Source organism: Marivivens aquimaris (genome assembly GCF_015220045.1).
Classification (GTDB): domain Bacteria; phylum Pseudomonadota; class Alphaproteobacteria; order Rhodobacterales; family Rhodobacteraceae; genus Marivivens; species Marivivens aquimaris.
Map to the genome: position 1 here is coordinate 1,029,899 of NZ_JADBGB010000001.1, position 16,693 is coordinate 1,046,591.

A 16,693-nucleotide genomic window follows, 5' to 3' on the forward strand; every position below is an offset into this window, starting at 1 on the left:
GTTTACTGGAATTGGGTCAGGACAGCGCTGACAGCCGCGTCGTTGATGTCGACCTCGGTTTTGGCTTCGAGCTCGCGCAGGGTGATGAGGAAGATATCCTCGGCCAAGCCGTTGGCGGCGCGCTCGGCTTCGGTCGTCATCAGCGCTTCGGTGTCGGCATTGCCTTGCTCGGGCGCTTTTTCCTCGTCCACGCGGGCGATCACAGCGCCGTCTGCGTAGGGCACAGCGAAGGCCTCACCGATGTTGGTCGCGAAGACCTCTTGGACAAAGCCCTGCGGGGTGCGGTCGATGAAGGTGCGGCGGGTCACGTTGTCGTCCTGCTGCGGCGAGAGGCCGAGCTCTTCGAACGATGCGCCGTTTGCCAGCTCGCCGGTCAGCTCGCGGCCTTTTTCGACGATGGCGTTGCGGGTGGCGTCGGCCATCCATGCGGCTTCGACCTCGGCGCGGGCTTCATCCAGCGGGATGACTTCCGGCTCGCGTACTTCGGTGATTTCCATGGCAAAGAGGCCGCCGTCTTCGAGCGCGATGACCTCGGGGTAGTCGCCGATTTCGCCGTTCGCCGCAGCTTCGCGGAATTCAGGGTAGGCGGCCATGCCGTCGGTGTCCTCGGCGGTCCATTCGACGGTCGAAACGGTAATGTCGGTGCTATCCGGCAGGTCCTGCAGCGCAACGCCGCCAGCCAGTTCGTCGGTGATGAGTTCGGCCTGTTCAGCGATCTGGCGGCGGGCTTGGGTCAGCGCCTGTTCGTTGCGCAGCTCCTCGCGGGCCTCTTCGAACGGCACGGAGTCCGCGGCAAGAACGGCGTTCATGCGGAACAGGGCGGGACCGACGAGCGTGTCGATCGGGCCGACCACCTCACCGGTTTCGGCAGCAAAGACAGCGTCGCCCGCGTTGCTGAGGTCGCGCTTGGACACGTCGCCGAGGTCGATATCGTCCAGCGTCAGACCGCGTTCGGTGACAATGGCGTCAAAGGTGGTCTCGCCCGCGTCGATCGCGGCTTTGGCTTCTTCAGCAGCGGCCTGATCGGCGAACGGCAGACGCTCGACGAGGCGGCGCTCTTCGGTGTTGTAGACGTCGAAACGCTGGTCGTAGAGCGCGCGCAGGGTCTCGTCATCGAAATCGAGGCTTTCCGCGATGTCCGACGGCAGGAGCGACGCGACGGTGATGACCTTGGTTTCGGGACGAGTAAAGTCGGCGGCGTGCGCTTCGTGGTAGGCGGCCAGCTCTTCGTCGGTCGGTGCGGCGACCGGCTCCGTCAGGATGCTTTCGTCGAGCGAGGCCCAAGTGATGTCGCGGCGGGTCGCGAGGTATTCGGCGCGCACTTCGGCAAAATTGGTGGCCGGCTCGATGCCCGTCACCAGACCAAGCTGGAGGAGGGTGCCTGCAACTTCGTCACGGACTTTGTCCTCGTAGCGGGCTTCGCGGGTGCCCATCTGGCTAACCACGTTGCGATAGGTGTCGCGGTCGAACTGGCCGGTCAGGCGGCTCTGGAACAGCGGGTTGGCCTGAACGCTCTCGCGCACGGCGTCGTCACCGGCAGAGATGCCCAGATCGGCAGCAGCGTTTTCCATGATCCGGCGGTTGAGCATACCGCTCAACACGTCCTGCGGAATGCCCGATGCCTGCATCTGCGCCATGCTGATCGGCGTCTGGTACTGGGCGCTCAGGCTCTGGCGGGCCTGATCCAGTTCGAGACCGAATTCCTGCGTGGTAATTTCCTTGTCACCGACAGACGCGAGCGTGTTGTTGGAGAGGGAGAGGTTGGTGCTGCCAAATCCGAGCAAGCTGACCACGACCACACCCAGAACAATGTAGACGCCAATGCTCGATTTCTTCTTCGTCGCCACTTTCGGCTCCTCCCGTCGGTACGTACTGCCGGATCAATTATAACGGCCCGCAACTCAATAACAGGCCAGATGCGGGGCGCAAGATCAGAGAGCGACCTGCTCCAAACGATCAAACAATGTGTTGATGCCCGCGCGGTCCACATTGGCGAATGCAATGCGGAGCTGGCGTTTACCTGCCGCGTTGTCGTTCGGCATGAACATTGTTCCCGGAAGCAGCAGAACGCCCGCCTCAGTCACGAGTTTCTTGGCGACTTCATCGGACGGCAGATCGAAGGGGTGTTCGACATAGGCAAAGTAGGCACCGCAGCCGAGCAGCTTCCAGCCCTTGTCCGCGAGGCGGTGGAAGCCTTCGTTGATCGCAGCGCGGCGGTCGAGGATCTCGGCCCGCTCACCCGCCAGCCACTGCGACAGGTTCTGCATCCCCCAGAGCGCGGCCTTCTGGCCGATCTGGTTCGGGCAGATTGCAACGGTGTCGAGATACTTTTCGACCTCGGCAAGGATCGGCGTTGATGCGCAGACGGCACCGACGCGGTGGCCCGTGAGGCGGTAGGCTTTGGAAAACGAATAGAGCTGGATGAACGTCTCTTCCCAGTTCTCACGGGTGAAGAGGTCATGGGGCGCGCCGTCCCGCGCATCGAAATCGCGGTAGGTTTCGTCCACGATCAGCTTGATGCCTTTGGATTGGCAGAGATCATAGAACGCAGCGAGGGTTTCGGCGGGATACTCGACACCGCCGGGATTGTTCGGGCTGACAAGGACGATGGCCTGCGTGCGTTCGGTGATGAGCGCGGCGGCGTCTTCGGCGTGCGGGATCAGACCTTCGCGCGGCGTGAGCGGCACGGTTTTGACGTCTGCCATGTCCAGCCACATGCGGTGGTTGAAGTAGTAGGGGACGGGCAGAATGACTTCGTCACCTTCGGTGCAGAGCGCGGTGGTGACAGCCGTAAACGCTTGGTTGCAGCCAGAGGTGATGGCGACCTGATCCGCGGCGAGAGTGCCGCCATAGGACGCGGTCCACTGCTTTGCGATCTCTGCGCGGAGTTCCGGCAGACCCAGAACCGGACCGTAGAGGTGCGAGGAGGCGTCGTTCACCACCATGTCGGCCATTGCGCGCAGCATCGGCTCCGGCGGAGTGTCGACGGGTGCGGCCTGACTGACGTTGATGAGCGGGCGGTCTTCGGGGAACGTGACGCCCTCGATCCAGCGGCGTGCCTCCATCACCGGCGGGGCGAAGGTGGTCTGGGTGCGGGAGAGGTGCGTCATGTTCGGTATCCCAAGGAGCGCCTGCGGCGCGAGGTTATATCTCGTCCTCGGCCGCTGGCCTCGCCCTCGGGCTGCCTCCGGCGGAGGTATTTTCCGTCAGAATGAAGGAGGTTCAGTCCTTACCGCGGAACGGCTGGACGTATTGCAGCGCCATGTCCCACGGGAAGAAGATCCATGTGTCCTGGCTGACTTCGGTAACGAAGGTGTCGACCTGCGGGCGGCCTTTGGGCTTGGCGTAGACAGTCGCGAAGTGGGCGTTGGGGTACATCTCGCGCACCAGTTCCAGCGTTTTGCCCGAGTCGACGAGGTCGTCGATCACGAGGATGCCGTGGCCGTCACCTGTGATTTCGGCGTCGGGAGCCTTCAGCACTTTTGCCGATGTCTGGCTCTGGTGGTCGTAGGATTTGACGCTGATGGTATCGACGGTGCGCACATCGAGTTCGCGGGCGATAATCATTGCCGGTGCCATGCCGCCGCGGGTGATCGCGATCACGGCTTTCCATGCGCCGCCTTCCAGCGGGCCGTGGCCGTCAAGGCGCCACGCAAGCGCGCGGCTGTCACGGTGGAGTTGGTCCCAGCTGACGTGGAAGCCTTTTTCGTAGGGGAGGCGATCCGTTTGCGGCATCGGATGGAGGTCCTTCAGGTAAGGGCGACTTTGAGGCCCAAAAGCACGAGCAGACCGCCGAATGTGCGGTCGACGCCAGCCTTGAGTCGCAGATAGGCATTTCGTGCGCGTGGCATAGAGAACACGCGCGCGACGACGATATACCAGAGTGTTTCGTTGGCGAAAACCGCCGCAAGGATCGCAAGACGCCACGGCAAGGGGGTGTCATGCGGCACGAGGCCTACGAAAACCGCGCCGAAGAAAATGGCGGGCTTCGGGTTCGATGCGAAGGTCAGGAAACCGTAGCGGATCGCCGAAAGCGCGGAGCGCGGGGCGGTATCGGTGTTCTGGGGCAGGGGCTCTTTGGCGTGTTTCCACATCTGGAAGGCAATCCAGAACAGGAACAGCGCGCCAACGATTTTCAGGCCCAGAAACAGCGCGGGCACCAGTTCAAACAGGATGGCGAGGCCGGCCATGGCCGCGCCCGCCCACAGAACAGCGCCCAGTCCGAAGCCCAAGGCCAGCGCCGAAGCCACACGGAAACCGTCGGAGGCGGCGGTGCGGACGGCGACGACAAAGCTCGGACCGGGGGAGATCGCCGCCGCGAGGTGGATCAGAACGATCGAGATGAACGCGGCGGTGGTCATCGCTTATTCCTTGTTCATGTCCGGCGCGTCGACGGCCTTCATGCCGACAACGTGGTAGCCAGCGTCGACGTGGTGGGTTTCGCCGGTGACGCCCGTCGAAAGGTCCGACAGCAGGTAGAGCGCGGAGCCGCCAACTTCGTCGATCGACACGTTCTTGCGGAGCGGCGAGTTGTACTCGTTCCACTTCAGAATATAGCGGAAGTCGCCGATGCCCGACGCGGCGAGGGTCTTGATCGGACCGGCCGAGATCGCGTTGACGCGGATGTTGTCCTTGCCGAGGTCTTCGGCGAGGTAGCGGACCGATGCTTCCAGAGCGGCTTTGGCGACGCCCATGACGTTATAGTGGGGCATCACGCGTTCGGCGCCGTAATAGGTCAGCGTCAGGCACGAGCCGCCTTCGGTCATCATCTTGGCCGCGCGCTGGGTGACGGCGGTGAACGAGTAGACCGAGATGTCCATGGTGGTCAGGAAGTTCTGGCGGGTGGTGTCGACGTAGCGACCGCGCAGTTCGTTCTTGTCCGAAAAACCGATGGCGTGGACGATGAAGTCCAGCTTGCCCCATTTGGCTTCAAGCTCGCTGAAGAGGGTATCGACCGAATCCATGTCCGAGACGTCGCAAGGCAGAACGAGATCCGAGCCGAGTTGCGCGGCCAGCGGGCCAACGCGCTTGAGCAGGGCATCGCCCTGATAGGAGAACGCCAGCTCGGCGCCTGCATCGGCGAGCGCCTTGGCGATACCCCATGCAATCGATTTGTCATTGGCAAGGCCCATGATGAGCCCGCGCTTGCCCTGCATCAGTTGTGACGACATATGTTCCTCTTGCCTCCGAGGCTTAGTTTCGTTTCGGTGTAGGCGATTGGCCGAAGCTCATCAAGTGCGCCCGCGACGCAACGTCACTATTGAAGGCGCACAACTTGAAGTTAAGTGCCGCGCGTTTGGAGAAGAAAACATGAGCGACAGAAGCGGAATATTTGCCGGAAACGATCCTTTCGTGATCGCGAAGGTTTGGCTGCAAGAGGCCGAAGGATCGGAACTCAACGATCCGAACGCTATCGCTTTGTCCACCGTGGATGCGGACGGGATGCCGAATGCACGGATGGTTCTGCTGAAAGACATCGAAGCGGACGCTTTCGTTTTCTACACCAACTACGGCAGCCGCAAAGCGCAGGAAGTCGAGCAGGCCGGAAAGGCTGCCTTCGTCATGCACTGGAAGTCGCTCCGCCGTCAGGTGCGCGTGCGCGGCATCGTGGAAAAAGAAGACGGGCCACAGGCCGACGACTACTACAACTCGCGCTCGCTCAAGAGCCGTCTGGGGGCATGGGCGTCCAAACAGTCCCAGCCGCTCGATAGCCGCGGCACGCTCATGGCCGAGGTTGCGACGGTGACGGCGCGCGAGGGAATCAACCCAAAACGTCCTCCGTTCTGGGGTGGGTTCCGAATTAGACCGCTGGAAATCGAATTCTGGGCTGATGGCGCCTTCCGGTTGCACGACCGGTTCCGATGGTCCCGTTCGGATATACGGGAGGAGTGGAAAATTGACCGTCTGTACCCGTGAATTCCACGCTTCGTGAATGTAATATCCCAAGTTTAAGCTTGTTTTATCATCGAAAAACAGGTCTGTTGGGTAACTAGAAACTTCGGCCGGATGGGGGTCGAGGCGGGAATATAATGAATAAGATGACTGACGAAATACTGACCGGACGCACCCTTACCGGGCGCGTCAAGTGGTTCGATCCTGCCAAGGGTTATGGCTTTGTCATAACAGACCTCGGCGGACCGGATATCCTTCTGCACGCGAATGTCTTACGTAACTTCGGACAAAGCTCCGTGGCCGACGGCTCGCGTATTGAACTTGTAACTCAGGAAACCGACCGCGGTATCCAAGCTGTCGAGATCCTCGCGATCGAGCCTCCGGAAAATCCGGGCGCTGGCAGCACGCTGACCGATCTGGTGGAAATCGACGAGGCTGTCCTTGCCGATACCGAGATCGAACCGGCCCGCGTGAAGTGGTTCGACAAAGCCAAGGGTTTTGGGTTTGCAAATGCCTTCGGATCGCCCGAAGATGTGTTTCTGCACATCGAAGTGCTGCGCCGTTCGGGTCTTGCCGATCTTCAACCGGGTGAGGCTATCGGCCTGCGCAGCATAGATGGCAAGCGTGGCAAGATGGCTGTCGAGGTACTGGTTTGGGAAAGCGCAATACAACGCTGAGTTCTTTCATTGCGGCGACAGTCGCGGTTCTTGGTTTCACTCACCCTGTTTCCGCACAAGTCAGCTGCCGTGATGATCTTGTCACTGTTTCGGGCGACTTCGGTGTCGCCCGTTTCACCGTCCAAGTGGCCGACGACTATGAAGAGCGGGCGCAGGGACTGATGAACGTACCCTCCATGCCGACCTTGTCGGGCATGCTGTTTGTGTACGACCAGCCGCAGCAGACCGCGTTCTGGATGCGCAACACGCTTATCTCTCTCGACATGCTGTTTGCGGATGAAACGGGTACGATTACCCGCATCCACGATAAAGCTATTCCGCTCGACGAAACACCGATCCCTGGCGGGGATGACATCCAGTACGTGCTGGAGATCAACGGCGGCCTTGCCGCGCGCCTCGGAATCGAGGAAGGCGACGTCATGCAGCATCCGTCGATGGGCGAGAACGCGGCAAAACCCTGTCAGTGACTTTTTGATCTTTTCTTTCCGGATCAGTCACTTTAAACGGGCGCCAGTCGGGGCGTAGCGCAGCCTGGTAGCGCGACGGTTTTGGGTACCGTAGGCCGCAAGTTCGAATCTTGCCGTCCCGACCACTTCCTCCTCACAACAGAATCATCTGATGAATCGCAGGCGGGAACTTTGGTTCTCACGGCGCCGTGATTTTGTGCGTTTGCCCAAAAATGGTGAACATGTATCCGAACGGATAGGGTCGAGATTACCGTCAGGATTAAGGTCTCGTTAACTCTCTGTGGATGAAACAGTGGGTGAATCGGGCAATTGGTGCGGTTCCCCGCCGGTCAACAGTTTTTATCCTTCATTTAGATTAAAAACCCCGTTGACCCCCTAAACCTAGTTTTGCCAATTTGCGTGCATCGGCGACGTCTCACCAGATGTAGTGCCGATCAATCGGTTCAATACAATGCAGCGGCCCTTTGCGGGCATCATGTTTCGGCTCTCCGAAGCACCGAATGTTGTTTGCCGTTTGGGGGATCGGTCGGGCTGGGTTCGGCTGGAATGGTTATGCGGGGCAGGGAACGGCCCCGGAATTTTGGGCAGAACAAGATGAAAATCGAGCGCTACTTTACGAAGGCCGGTCAGGACGCCTACGCGGGTATCGAATTCCGCAAAGTCTCTTCTGAAATCCGCAATCCGGACGGGTCGATTGTCTTCAAACTCGACGACTGCGAAGTGCCCGAAACCTGGAGCCAGGTCGCAAGCGATGTGATCGCCCAGAAATACTTCCGCAAAGCCGGCGTGCCGTCGAGTGCGACTAAGGTCAAAGAAAAAGACGTGCCCGAATTCCTGTGGCGCTCCGTTCCCGCCAAAGACGCCGAGATGGGCGGAGAGACCAGCGCCAAACAGGTGTTCGACCGCCTCGCCGGTGCTTGGACCTACTGGGGCTGGAAGGGTGGCTATTTCACCACCGAGGACGACGCCCGCGCATACTTTGACGAAATGCGCTACATGCTGGCCAACCAGATGGCCGCGCCGAACAGCCCGCAGTGGTTCAACACCGGTCTGCATTGGGCCTACGGCATCGACGGTCCCGCGCAGGGCCACCACTACGTCGACTACAAGACCGGCAAGCTGGTCAAATCGAACTCCGCCTACGAGCACCCGCAGCCCCACGCCTGCTTCATCCAGTCCGTCGCCGACGATCTGGTGAACGAGGGCGGTATCATGGACCTTTGGGTCCGCGAGGCGCGTCTGTTCAAATACGGCTCGGGCACGGGCACTAACTTCTCGTCGCTGCGCGGTGAGGGCGAGAAACTCTCGGGCGGCGGCAAGTCGTCGGGCCTGATGGGCTTCCTCAAGATCGGCGACCGCGCTGCCGGTGCGATCAAGTCGGGCGGCACCACTCGCCGCGCCGCAAAGATGGTGATCGTCGACGCCGACCACCCTGATATCGAGGACTTCATCAACTGGAAGGTCATCGAGGAACAGAAGGTCGCGTCCATCGTCGCCGGTTCCAAGATGCACGAGCAGAAGCTCAACGCAATCTTCAAAGCGATCAACACTTGGGACGGCGCAGAGGCCGACGCCTACGATCCGGCGAAGAACGACAGCCTGAAGGCCGCTGTCCGCGAAGCCAAGAAGGTCGCTATCCCCGAAACCTACGTCAAGCGCGTGCTGGACTACGCCAAGCAGGGCCATACCAGCATCGAATTCCCCACCTACGACACCGACTGGGACAGCGAAGCCTATGCGAGCGTGTCGGGCCAGAACTCCAACAACTCCATCCGCGTGACCGATGCCTTCCTTGAGGCCGTCCGTAACGATGGCGACTGGAACCTGATCAACCGCAAGGACGGCACCGTTTCCAAGACCGTCAAGGCGCGTGACCTTTGGGATCAGGTTGGCCACGCCGCTTGGGCCTGCGCCGATCCGGGCATCCAGTTCCACGACACCGTCAACGCGTGGCACACCTGCCCCGAAGACGGCGCGATCCGCGGCTCGAACCCGTGCTCGGAATACATGTTCCTTGACGATACCGCGTGCAACCTCGCGTCGATGAACCTGCTCCAGTTCTACCATCAGGGCGAGTTCAACGCCGAAGCCTACATCCACGCGACCCGCCTCTGGACCGTGACGCTGGAAATCTCGGTGATGATGGCGCAGTTCCCGTCCAAGGAAATCGCGCAGCTGTCCTATGATTTCCGGACGCTGGGTCTGGGCTACGCCAACATCGGCGGCCTCCTGATGAACATGGGCTATGGCTATGACAGCGACGAGGGCCGTTCGCTAAACGCCGCTCTGACCGCGATCATGACCGGCATCGCATATGCTACCTCGGCCGAAATTGCGGGCGAGCTGGGCACTTTCGCGGGCTACGAGCGCAACAAGGCGCACATGCTCCGCGTCATTCGTAACCACCGCAATGCAGCGCATGGCAACGCGGACGGTTACGAGGCGCTTGCGGTAAAGCCGGTCGCCCTCGACCACGGCAACTGCCCCGACAACCGCCTAATCGCGCTGGCGGTCGAGGCATGGGATGAGGCGCTGCGTCTGGGCGAGAAGCACGGCTACCGCAACGCGCAGGTTTCGGTCATCGCGCCGACGGGCACCATCGGTCTGGTCATGGACTGCGACACCACGGGCATCGAGCCGGATTTCGCGCTGGTGAAGTTCAAGAAACTCGCGGGCGGCGGTTATTTCAAGATCATCAACCGCTCCGTGCCGTCGGCGCTTGAGGGGCTGGGCTATAACTCCGCCCAGATCGAAGAGATCATCGCCTATGCCGTCGGTCACGGCACCATCGGTCAGGCGCCTGCGATCAACCACACCGCGCTGATCGGCCATGGCTTTGGTCAGCCCGAAATCGACAAGATCGAAGCGGCGCTGAAAACCGCCTTCGACATCCGTTTCGTATTCAACCAGTGGACGCTGGGCGAGGAGTTCTGCCAGAAGTCGCTCGGTATTCCGGCGGCCAAGCTGAACGATCCGTCGTTCGACCTGCTGCGTCACCTCGGCTTCAGCAAGCAAGACATTGATGCTGCCAACGACCACGTTTGCGGCACCATGACGCTGGAAGGCGCGCCGCATCTCAAGGAAGAGCACTACCACATCTTCGACTGCGCGAACCCGTGCGGCAAGAAGGGCAAGCGGTTCCTGTCGGTCGACGCGCACATCCGCATGATGGCGGCGGCGCAGTCGTTCATCTCGGGTGCGATTTCCAAGACGATCAACATGCCGAACTCGGCCACCATCGAGGACTGCCAGAAGGCTTAAGAGCTGTCGTGGAGCCTCGGCATCAAGGCGAACGCGCTCTACCGTGACGGCTCCAAGCTGTCGCAGCCGCTCGCCGCTGCGTTGGTCGAGGAAGATGACGAGGCCGCGGAAGTGCTGGAAAGCGGCACCCCGACCGAAAAGGCTGCTGTCATCGCCGAGAAGGTGATCGAAAAGGTCATCGTCAAGGAGGTTGTCCGCGCCAGCCGTCAGAAGCTCCCCGAGCGCCGCAAGGGCTACACCCAGAAAGCGGTCGTCGGCGGTCACAAGGTTTACCTGCGCACCGGCGAATACGCTGACGGGAACCTCGGCGAGATCTTCCTTGATATGCACAAGGAAGGTGCGGGCTTCCGCGCGATGATGAACAACTTCGCCATCGCGGTGTCCGTCGGCCTCCAGTACGGCGTGCCGCTGGAAGAGTTCGTGGACGCGTTCACCTTCACCAAGTTCGAACCGGCGGGCATGGTTCAGGGCAATGACTCGATCAAGTCGGCGACCTCGATCCTCGACTACATCTTCCGCGAACTGGCGGTGTCCTACCTCGACCGGACCGACCTTGCGCACATCAAACCGCAGGGCGCGGCCTTCGATGATCTCCACGCCGATCAGGCGGGCAACGTTGCTGAGCCGAGTGAAACTGCGGCCTCCAAGTCGTTGGAAGTGCTGCGACAAATCTCTTCGGCGGGGTACTTGCGCAAGCGTCTGCCGGAAGAGTTGACGATGCTGAACAGCGTCGCGCCGGTCGCGCCGTCTGCTGTGAAAACGGTGCAGACAACGGTATCCGAAGTTGCCGTCGCGACCGCCATCTCTGCCCGTGACAAGGCGCGGATGCAGGGGTACGAAGGCGACCCATGTGGTGAATGCGGCAACTACACGCTGGTGCGCAACGGCACCTGCATGAAGTGCAACACCTGCGGCTCGACATCGGGCTGTAGCTAAGGAATTCGATCTGGCGGCGGTTTTGGCTGGCAGATCAAAAGGCTAGGGGGCGATCTTCGCCCTCTGGCGTCACGGTTCCGGGGCCGGTGCGCTGGCCCCCGACGCGGATCGGGATACAGGCAAAAAGCTAACGGGCGGTATATAATTCCACCCGATCCGTGACACTGGGGAGCCCTTGCGGCTCCCCTTTCTTTTTCGAAAACAGATATTTACGAGGCAATTTTACTGCGCCGCAATCTGGCTCGCGTTCTTCGCGGGCGCGCTGCTGTTGGCGGGCTTCGCTTTGCTGGTGCCGCCGCTCGTGCCGGTATTCGTCAGCTTGTAGGTGGCGATTTCGCTGCGGATGATCTCGTTCGCGGCACTCAGGCTGCCGAGCGTCATATTCAGCTCGTCTGCTTGAAGGGTGTTGCGGCGGGTGAGGTTCTCGATCTCGGTCATGGAGAAGTTGATCTGGTCCACCGCGCGGGTCTGCTCCGAACTGGCAAGGTTGATCTCGCCCAGACGGGTCGCGACTTCGGCGATGTCCTTGTTGATCTTCTCGAAGGTTTGGCTGGTCTCGCTGGAGGTTTCCACGCCGACGACGACCTGCTGACGCGAGGTCTCGATGAGGCGCGAGGTTTCCTGCGCGGCCTTGGACGAACGGGCGGCGAGGTTGCGGACTTCCTGCGCAACAACGGCAAAACCGCGACCATGTTGACCGGCGCGCGCGGCCTCGACGGCAGCGTTCAGCGCGAGCAGGTTGGTCTGGAACGCGATTTCGTCGATGACCTTGATGATCTGCATGATCTCGCGCGAGGACGTTTCGATCTTGTCCATCGCGGTGACCATGTTGTCGACCTGGTTCTTGCCGCGCTCTGCGGTGCGGGCAGCGCCGCTGGCCAGTTCGTTGGCGAGTTTCGCGGTCTGGGCATTGGAGCGCACCACGCTCGCGGTTTCCTCGACCGATGCGGACAGTTCTTCGACCGCCGAGGATTGCTGTTCGGAGTTGCTGCCGACGAGCTGGATCGCAGAGGCCAGCGCCTTGGACGAAACGTTCACGTCTGCCGAGCCGCGGCCCAGCGTCTGCATCGTATGTTCAAGCTCGGTCAGGAAGGCGTCGATGGTGCAGTTCGGACCAAGCTCCACGCGGCGGGACAGGTTCTTGTCGCCGGCGATCCCTTTGAAGGTGGTGCGGACGCGGCTAAACCGCTTTTCCCAGCGGGTGCCGCGCTGAAGTCCGAAAATCGCCGTTCCGATGCCGACCACGCCAACGATGGCGCTGGACCATGCCGGTCCGCCGCTCAGTTGCCACGCTACCAAACCACCGCTTACCAAAACCGAGCCTGCGAGAACGCCGAGCTCGAGACGTGCCATACCTGCAATCTGCATCATACTGTCCGTTTATCTGCCGCCCCTCTCTTGGGGGTACAGCAAAGGTAACGACCGAATGAAGTAGACGTTTAGGTAGAAGGGGGACTTATTCGAAGGAGTCCGCACCACCATTGCTGTTCGCAATGGACTGGACCATCCGGCAGAGGCTTTCGCGCACGTCGGGATCGTCGACCTTGGCCAGCGCGAACAGGATGCGCGAGGCGGTGTTGTCCATCTCTTGCTGGGGCGCGGTAGAGTCGTATCCGTCAAAGAAATAAGACGGTTGGACGTCGAGCGCTTCGGCGATTTCATAGAGACGGCTGGCCGAAACGCGGTTCTGGCCGGCTTCGTATTTCTGGAGCTGCTGGAACGAACATCCGATCTGTGCAGCAAGTCCCGATTGGGTCAATCCGCGCATCAAGCGAGCCTGCCGAATTCGCTGTGCGACGAAATCGTCTACCGGGTGGGCCATGCTGTTCTCCATCGTTACTCGTTAAACTGCCTATCATGAACGATGAAGTAATATTCAACTGATGAAATTTGTTCGGCAACGGTAAGCGTATCATACACCAATGTATGATTTATCACTCATAGGTATTAGACTAAGACGGAATTGCGTGGATCTGCCGTAATAACATACAACCATAATGTATGTTGAGGCAGTGTCGCGAGTGGCTACGCATAACCAGGGACGAGCACCGTTGTTATATGAAATGCTGCGATCGTTTACGACGCTCGCAGAAGTATTAAATCTTTCGCGTGCAGTTACCCTTTTGGGTAGCACCCGGCAGACTTTGCGCCGGCATATTTCGATTCTGGAGCAGGAACGTGGCGAGAAGCTGTTCGAACTCGACGAGGACCGCCGCTACAAATTGACGCCGGAAGGTGAACGGGCGCTCGACGAGGCGCTCGAGATCGTTGCGCGGGGTGATGCGTGGCTCAAGAACCAGTCCGGTAAGATCAAGGGCCTGTCCCACTTGATGGTCGAGCCGGAGCAGGGGAATCGCTACTACCTTCAGCAACATTCGCTCACGAAGCTCTGGCAGGACGGGCCGGAGAGGCTCCGCGCGACAGCAAAGGCGTGGGCGGAGGCCGAAGGAAAGCTCAATCATCGCGCATTTGCAGCACATCGTTCGCACTGCATCGTATTCCGTCCGTCAGGGACGCAGTGGGTCTGCGCTGAAATCGGCGCGCGGTCGTCCTATGCAACGTGGTTCGGCAAGGACTGGGCGGCGTCGAGCATTGGCCTGTCTTTCAGCAGCCTCGTGCGCGGATCGGGGCTGGGGGCGGTGTCGTTCGATCCCTACCGCGAAATCCTCGCCAATGGCGGGGTGCGGTTCGACCATATCTCGACCGAATTGCCGCGCGAGGAGCCTGACGAGAAGTTCCCGATCTCGTATGCGCGGGTGATGATGGGCTGCCGTTTCCCCGACAACAGTGTCGGTGTCGTGTCCTCGTCGATCCGGACCTACGATATCCAGATTGCGGGCGTGCCTGATAGCTGGATCAAGTCGATGGACCCGTCAGCGCTGATGGACGACGATATCTAGGCCCCTAAAAAGGAAAAAGGCGCCCGAAGGCGCCCAAATTCCATAGCCAAAGCCGGAAGGCTTTAGCCGTTCCACGTACGCACGCCACCACAGTCCATGTGGACGAAGTTCGAACCACGATAGGTGCCGACGCCGCCCGCTTGGCACGACTGTGCTGCCGAAGCCATCTGGGTGATCGAACGGCTTTGCAGACGGAGGTCTGCGGCCTGTGCCTGCATGTGCAGCGAGTTCTTGGCCACGCCCGACGAACGGCTACGCAGCATCGCGTTGGTTTCCGGCGAACGATAGCCCGAGAGCATCATGTACGGCTCGTCGGTTTCGAGCATGTTGTGGACTGCTGCCATAATGTCGATCGTGCGAGTGTCGACGTTTTTGGTCTGGCCGTTGCGCCAGTCGCGCATGAAGTAGGTAACCTGATCCACGGCTTCGCGGATATAGTCGCCTTCGACCCAGTAGATCATGTCCACTTTTTCACCGGTACGACCCGAGTACATCTTGATGCGGCGAATATCTCCCGCACCACGAAGGAACCCAGCGGCCTTGGAAAACGTTGGTGCTGCAACAACGGTCGTTGCTGCGAAAGCACGCAGAAGTCCACGCCGAGTGAAACCCGTAGAGGTATGTTCAGTCATGGTAATTTGCCTGTCCCGTTTCTAGTGCCCGCTATCGAGCGGGTTGTGTCATCTCATCCCCAGATGCAGGCACTTTATGACATGGGAAAGTTAACGAACCAACCACGGATTGAGAAAGGTTCCATCGCCAGCGCACAAATCGGCAGGAACTTGCGCAAAACCTGTGCGGATTTGTGCCTGTGGCCGAATTACCCTGCAAATGGATAGTCGGGACAGTTGGCATTGGCGGAATTCAAAGAGCGGCCTATTATCAATTAAAACGCCGCGTGCAGTGCGGTTTTATGAATAAAAAGAGGCATTTGGTATAAGTATGGCGCGAATTGTTAAACGCCCCGCCGCCTTTATGGCTGCCACCGCAATCGCCTTGACGGTTGTATTCAGCACTCCGGCACACGCCCAAGTGACGGCTTTCCGACAGGCAATTGCCGAGAATGCCTCTCAGGACGACGCGATTGCCGCATTTTATCGTGCTCGCGACTTCCAAGGGCTTTGGTCCGGAACCGACGAAATGGCCCAAGCGCGCCGCAACGCGCTGCTCGGCGCGTTTGATTCCGCCTCGCTCCACGGCTTGCCGCAAGCCCAGTTTGACCCGCAGGCACTGATTGCCCGTATGCAGGCTGCCGACACCGTTTACGAACGCGGCCAGATGGATGTCGAGCTGACGAAGCTCTTCCTCGATTACGCCCGCGATCTGCAAAGCGGCATCCTCGTGCCGTCGCAGGTCTCCTCCGACATCAAACGTCAGGCACCCGTGCGCGACCGTCTGGAAACGCTGACCGCGTTCGCTGAGGCTGATCCCACTACATATATCCGCGACCTCGCACCGCAGACCGGCGAATACGCCCGCCTAATGCGCGCGAAGATCGACCTTGAACACCGCATCCTTGCGGGCGGGTGGGGCGAGACTGTCCGCGCGTCCGACACCCTGCGTCCCGGCGATACTGGCCCGACCGTGGTCGAGCTGCGCAATCGTCTGATCAAGATGGGCTACATGGGCCGCTCGGTGTCGTCGACTTACGACGACCAACTGGTCGAGGCCGTCAGTAAATTCCAGGCCGAGCATGGTCTGCTCGTTGACGGCGTTGCCGGTGGCGGCACGCTGACCGAACTGAACGTCTCGCCCGAAGAGCGTCTGCAATCCGTGATCGTTGCGATGGAGCGTGAACGCTGGCTGAACCGCGAACGCGGCGAACGCCACGTCTGGGTGAACCAGGCTGACTTCACCGCAATGATTATCGACGATGATATCGTCACGTTCGAGACCCGCGCGGTTATCGGCGCCAACACCAGCGACCGCCGCTCGCCGGAGTTCTCTGACACGATGGAGCACATGGTCATCAACCCCAGCTGGTACGTGCCGCGTTCCATCGTCGTGGGTGAGTACCTGCCGCAGCTCCAGCAGAACCCTGCGGCAGCGGGTCAGCTGCAGATCATCAATGCCTCGGGGCAGGTGATGAGCCGCAATCAGGACTTCAGCCAGTTCACCGCGTCCAGCTTCCCGTATTCGATGAAGCAGCCGCCGGGTCCGGGGAACGCGCTGGGAACCGTGAAGTTCATGTTCCCGAACCGCTACAACATCTATCTGCACGACACCCCGTCGCGCAGCCTGTTCGCGCGCGAATCCCGTGCGTTCAGCCACGGGTGTATCCGCCTGCAGGACCCGCACGACTTTGCCTATGCGCTGCTGGCGCGTCAGACCGACGATCCGCAGGGCTTTTTCCAAGCCAAACTGCGCACTGGCGTCGAACAGCGCGTCAATCTGGAGACGCCGATTCCGGTGCACCTCGATTACCGCACGGCCTTCACCAATGCGGATGGCACGCTGCAGTTCCGCCGCGACGTTTATGGTCGTGACCGTCAGATCTGGAACGCGCTGAGCGCGGCAGGGGTGGCAGGCGCCGGCGTTCAGGGCTAAACCCTCCTGAAAC

Annotated in this window: 13 protein-coding genes, 1 tRNA gene and 1 pseudogene; 7 read left to right on the forward strand and 8 right to left on the reverse strand. The window is 60.5% G+C overall.

The window, feature by feature from the left end:
• Positions 1 to 2: 2 nt before the first annotated feature.
• From IF204_RS05150 to fabI, 5 genes are all read right to left on the reverse strand, one after another.
• A complete protein-coding gene (locus IF204_RS05150) occupies positions 3 to 1,847 on the reverse strand; it encodes a peptidylprolyl isomerase (RefSeq protein ID WP_194095199.1) in 1,845 nt (614 codons plus the stop codon).
• An 84-nt stretch (positions 1,848 to 1,931) separates the two neighbouring features.
• Positions 1,932 to 3,110, reverse strand: coding sequence for an aminotransferase (locus IF204_RS05155; RefSeq protein ID WP_194095200.1), 1,179 nt, complete (start codon positions 3,108 to 3,110; stop codon positions 1,932 to 1,934).
• Between the two features lie 112 nt (positions 3,111 to 3,222).
• Positions 3,223 to 3,735: a xanthine phosphoribosyltransferase gene (gpt, locus tag IF204_RS05160; RefSeq protein WP_167638758.1), complete on the reverse strand. Its 513-nt coding sequence runs from the start codon at positions 3,733 to 3,735 to the stop codon at positions 3,223 to 3,225.
• A gap of 14 nt (positions 3,736 to 3,749) precedes the next feature.
• On the reverse strand, positions 3,750 to 4,361 hold the full coding sequence (locus IF204_RS05165) for a LysE family translocator (protein WP_167638759.1): 612 nt from the start codon (positions 4,359 to 4,361) through the stop codon (positions 3,750 to 3,752).
• A gap of 3 nt (positions 4,362 to 4,364) precedes the next feature.
• Positions 4,365 to 5,171 carry an enoyl-ACP reductase FabI gene (fabI, locus tag IF204_RS05170; RefSeq protein ID WP_194095201.1) on the reverse strand — a complete coding sequence of 269 codons (807 nt, stop codon included), beginning with the start codon at positions 5,169 to 5,171 and terminating at the stop codon, positions 4,365 to 4,367.
• Positions 5,172 to 5,310: 139 nt separating this feature from the next.
• Here fabI and pdxH point away from each other — a divergent pair, with 139 nt between their 5' ends.
• The 5 genes and pseudogenes from pdxH to IF204_RS05195 all read left to right on the forward strand — a co-directional run bounded on the left by pdxH (position 5,311) and on the right by IF204_RS05195 (position 11,233).
• Positions 5,311 to 5,916 carry a pyridoxamine 5'-phosphate oxidase gene (pdxH, locus tag IF204_RS05175; RefSeq protein WP_194095202.1) on the forward strand — a complete coding sequence of 202 codons (606 nt, stop codon included), beginning with the start codon at positions 5,311 to 5,313 and terminating at the stop codon, positions 5,914 to 5,916.
• Positions 5,917 to 6,038: 122 nt separating this feature from the next.
• Positions 6,039 to 6,569 carry a cold-shock protein gene (locus IF204_RS05180; RefSeq protein WP_194098150.1) on the forward strand — a complete coding sequence of 177 codons (531 nt, stop codon included), beginning with the start codon at positions 6,039 to 6,041 and terminating at the stop codon, positions 6,567 to 6,569.
• Positions 6,545 to 7,036: a DUF192 domain-containing protein gene (locus IF204_RS05185; protein WP_194095203.1), complete on the forward strand. Its 492-nt coding sequence runs from the start codon at positions 6,545 to 6,547 to the stop codon at positions 7,034 to 7,036. The genes IF204_RS05180 and IF204_RS05185 overlap by 25 nt, the downstream gene beginning before the upstream one ends.
• A gap of 48 nt (positions 7,037 to 7,084) precedes the next feature.
• A tRNA-Pro gene (locus tag IF204_RS05190) sits at positions 7,085 to 7,161 on the forward strand.
• 469 nt (positions 7,162 to 7,630) lie between these two features.
• Positions 7,631 to 11,233, forward strand: a pseudogene (locus IF204_RS05195) (vitamin B12-dependent ribonucleotide reductase).
• Between the two features lie 222 nt (positions 11,234 to 11,455).
• Here the strand turns inward: IF204_RS05195 and IF204_RS05200 are convergent.
• Both IF204_RS05200 and IF204_RS05205 read right to left on the reverse strand, forming a co-directional pair.
• Positions 11,456 to 12,586: a methyl-accepting chemotaxis protein gene (locus IF204_RS05200; protein ID WP_194095204.1), complete on the reverse strand. Its 1,131-nt coding sequence runs from the start codon at positions 12,584 to 12,586 to the stop codon at positions 11,456 to 11,458.
• Between the two features lie 103 nt (positions 12,587 to 12,689).
• Positions 12,690 to 13,055 (reverse strand): helix-turn-helix domain-containing protein, encoded by a 366-nt coding sequence (locus tag IF204_RS05205; RefSeq protein ID WP_167638765.1) that lies wholly within the window; start codon positions 13,053 to 13,055, stop codon positions 12,690 to 12,692.
• 241 nt (positions 13,056 to 13,296) lie between these two features.
• Between IF204_RS05205 and IF204_RS05210 the strand changes: the two genes are divergently transcribed.
• The gene (locus tag IF204_RS05210) at positions 13,297 to 14,133 is read left to right on the forward strand and encodes a LysR family transcriptional regulator (protein WP_194095205.1); all 837 of its coding nucleotides are present in this window, start codon (positions 13,297 to 13,299) and stop codon (positions 14,131 to 14,133) included.
• A 62-nt stretch (positions 14,134 to 14,195) separates the two neighbouring features.
• On the opposite strand, the gene IF204_RS05215 is transcribed toward IF204_RS05210, so the two are convergent.
• A complete protein-coding gene (locus IF204_RS05215) occupies positions 14,196 to 14,765 on the reverse strand; it encodes a YcbK family protein (protein WP_194095207.1) in 570 nt (189 codons plus the stop codon).
• Between the two features lie 310 nt (positions 14,766 to 15,075).
• Between IF204_RS05215 and IF204_RS05220 the strand changes: the two genes are divergently transcribed.
• On the forward strand, positions 15,076 to 16,680 hold the full coding sequence (locus tag IF204_RS05220) for a L,D-transpeptidase family protein (protein WP_194095208.1): 1,605 nt from the start codon (positions 15,076 to 15,078) through the stop codon (positions 16,678 to 16,680).
• Positions 16,681 to 16,693 lie beyond the last annotated feature (13 nt).

What these genes read in the sequence shown, in the direction of transcription:
- IF204_RS05155 (WP_194095200.1), bottom strand. Translation starts at nt 3,110, where the DNA reads ATGACGCACCTCTCCCGCACCCAGACCACCTTCGCCCCGCCGGTGATG.
- gpt (WP_167638758.1), bottom strand. Translation starts at nt 3,735, where the DNA reads ATGCCGCAAACGGATCGCCTCCCCTACGAAAAAGGCTTCCACGTCAGC.
- IF204_RS05165 (WP_167638759.1), bottom strand. Translation starts at nt 4,361, where the DNA reads ATGACCACCGCCGCGTTCATCTCGATCGTTCTGATCCACCTCGCGGCG.
- fabI (WP_194095201.1), bottom strand. Translation starts at nt 5,171, where the DNA reads ATGTCGTCACAACTGATGCAGGGCAAGCGCGGGCTCATCATGGGCCTT.
- pdxH (WP_194095202.1), top strand. Translation starts at nt 5,311, where the DNA reads ATGAGCGACAGAAGCGGAATATTTGCCGGAAACGATCCTTTCGTGATC.
- IF204_RS05180 (WP_194098150.1), top strand. Translation starts at nt 6,039, where the DNA reads ATGACTGACGAAATACTGACCGGACGCACCCTTACCGGGCGCGTCAAG.
- IF204_RS05200 (WP_194095204.1), bottom strand. Translation starts at nt 12,586, where the DNA reads ATGGCACGTCTCGAGCTCGGCGTTCTCGCAGGCTCGGTTTTGGTAAGC.
- IF204_RS05205 (WP_167638765.1), bottom strand. Translation starts at nt 13,055, where the DNA reads ATGGCCCACCCGGTAGACGATTTCGTCGCACAGCGAATTCGGCAGGCT.
- IF204_RS05210 (WP_194095205.1), top strand. Translation starts at nt 13,297, where the DNA reads ATGCTGCGATCGTTTACGACGCTCGCAGAAGTATTAAATCTTTCGCGT.
- IF204_RS05215 (WP_194095207.1), bottom strand. Translation starts at nt 14,765, where the DNA reads ATGACTGAACATACCTCTACGGGTTTCACTCGGCGTGGACTTCTGCGT.
- IF204_RS05220 (WP_194095208.1), top strand. Translation starts at nt 15,076, where the DNA reads ATGGCGCGAATTGTTAAACGCCCCGCCGCCTTTATGGCTGCCACCGCA.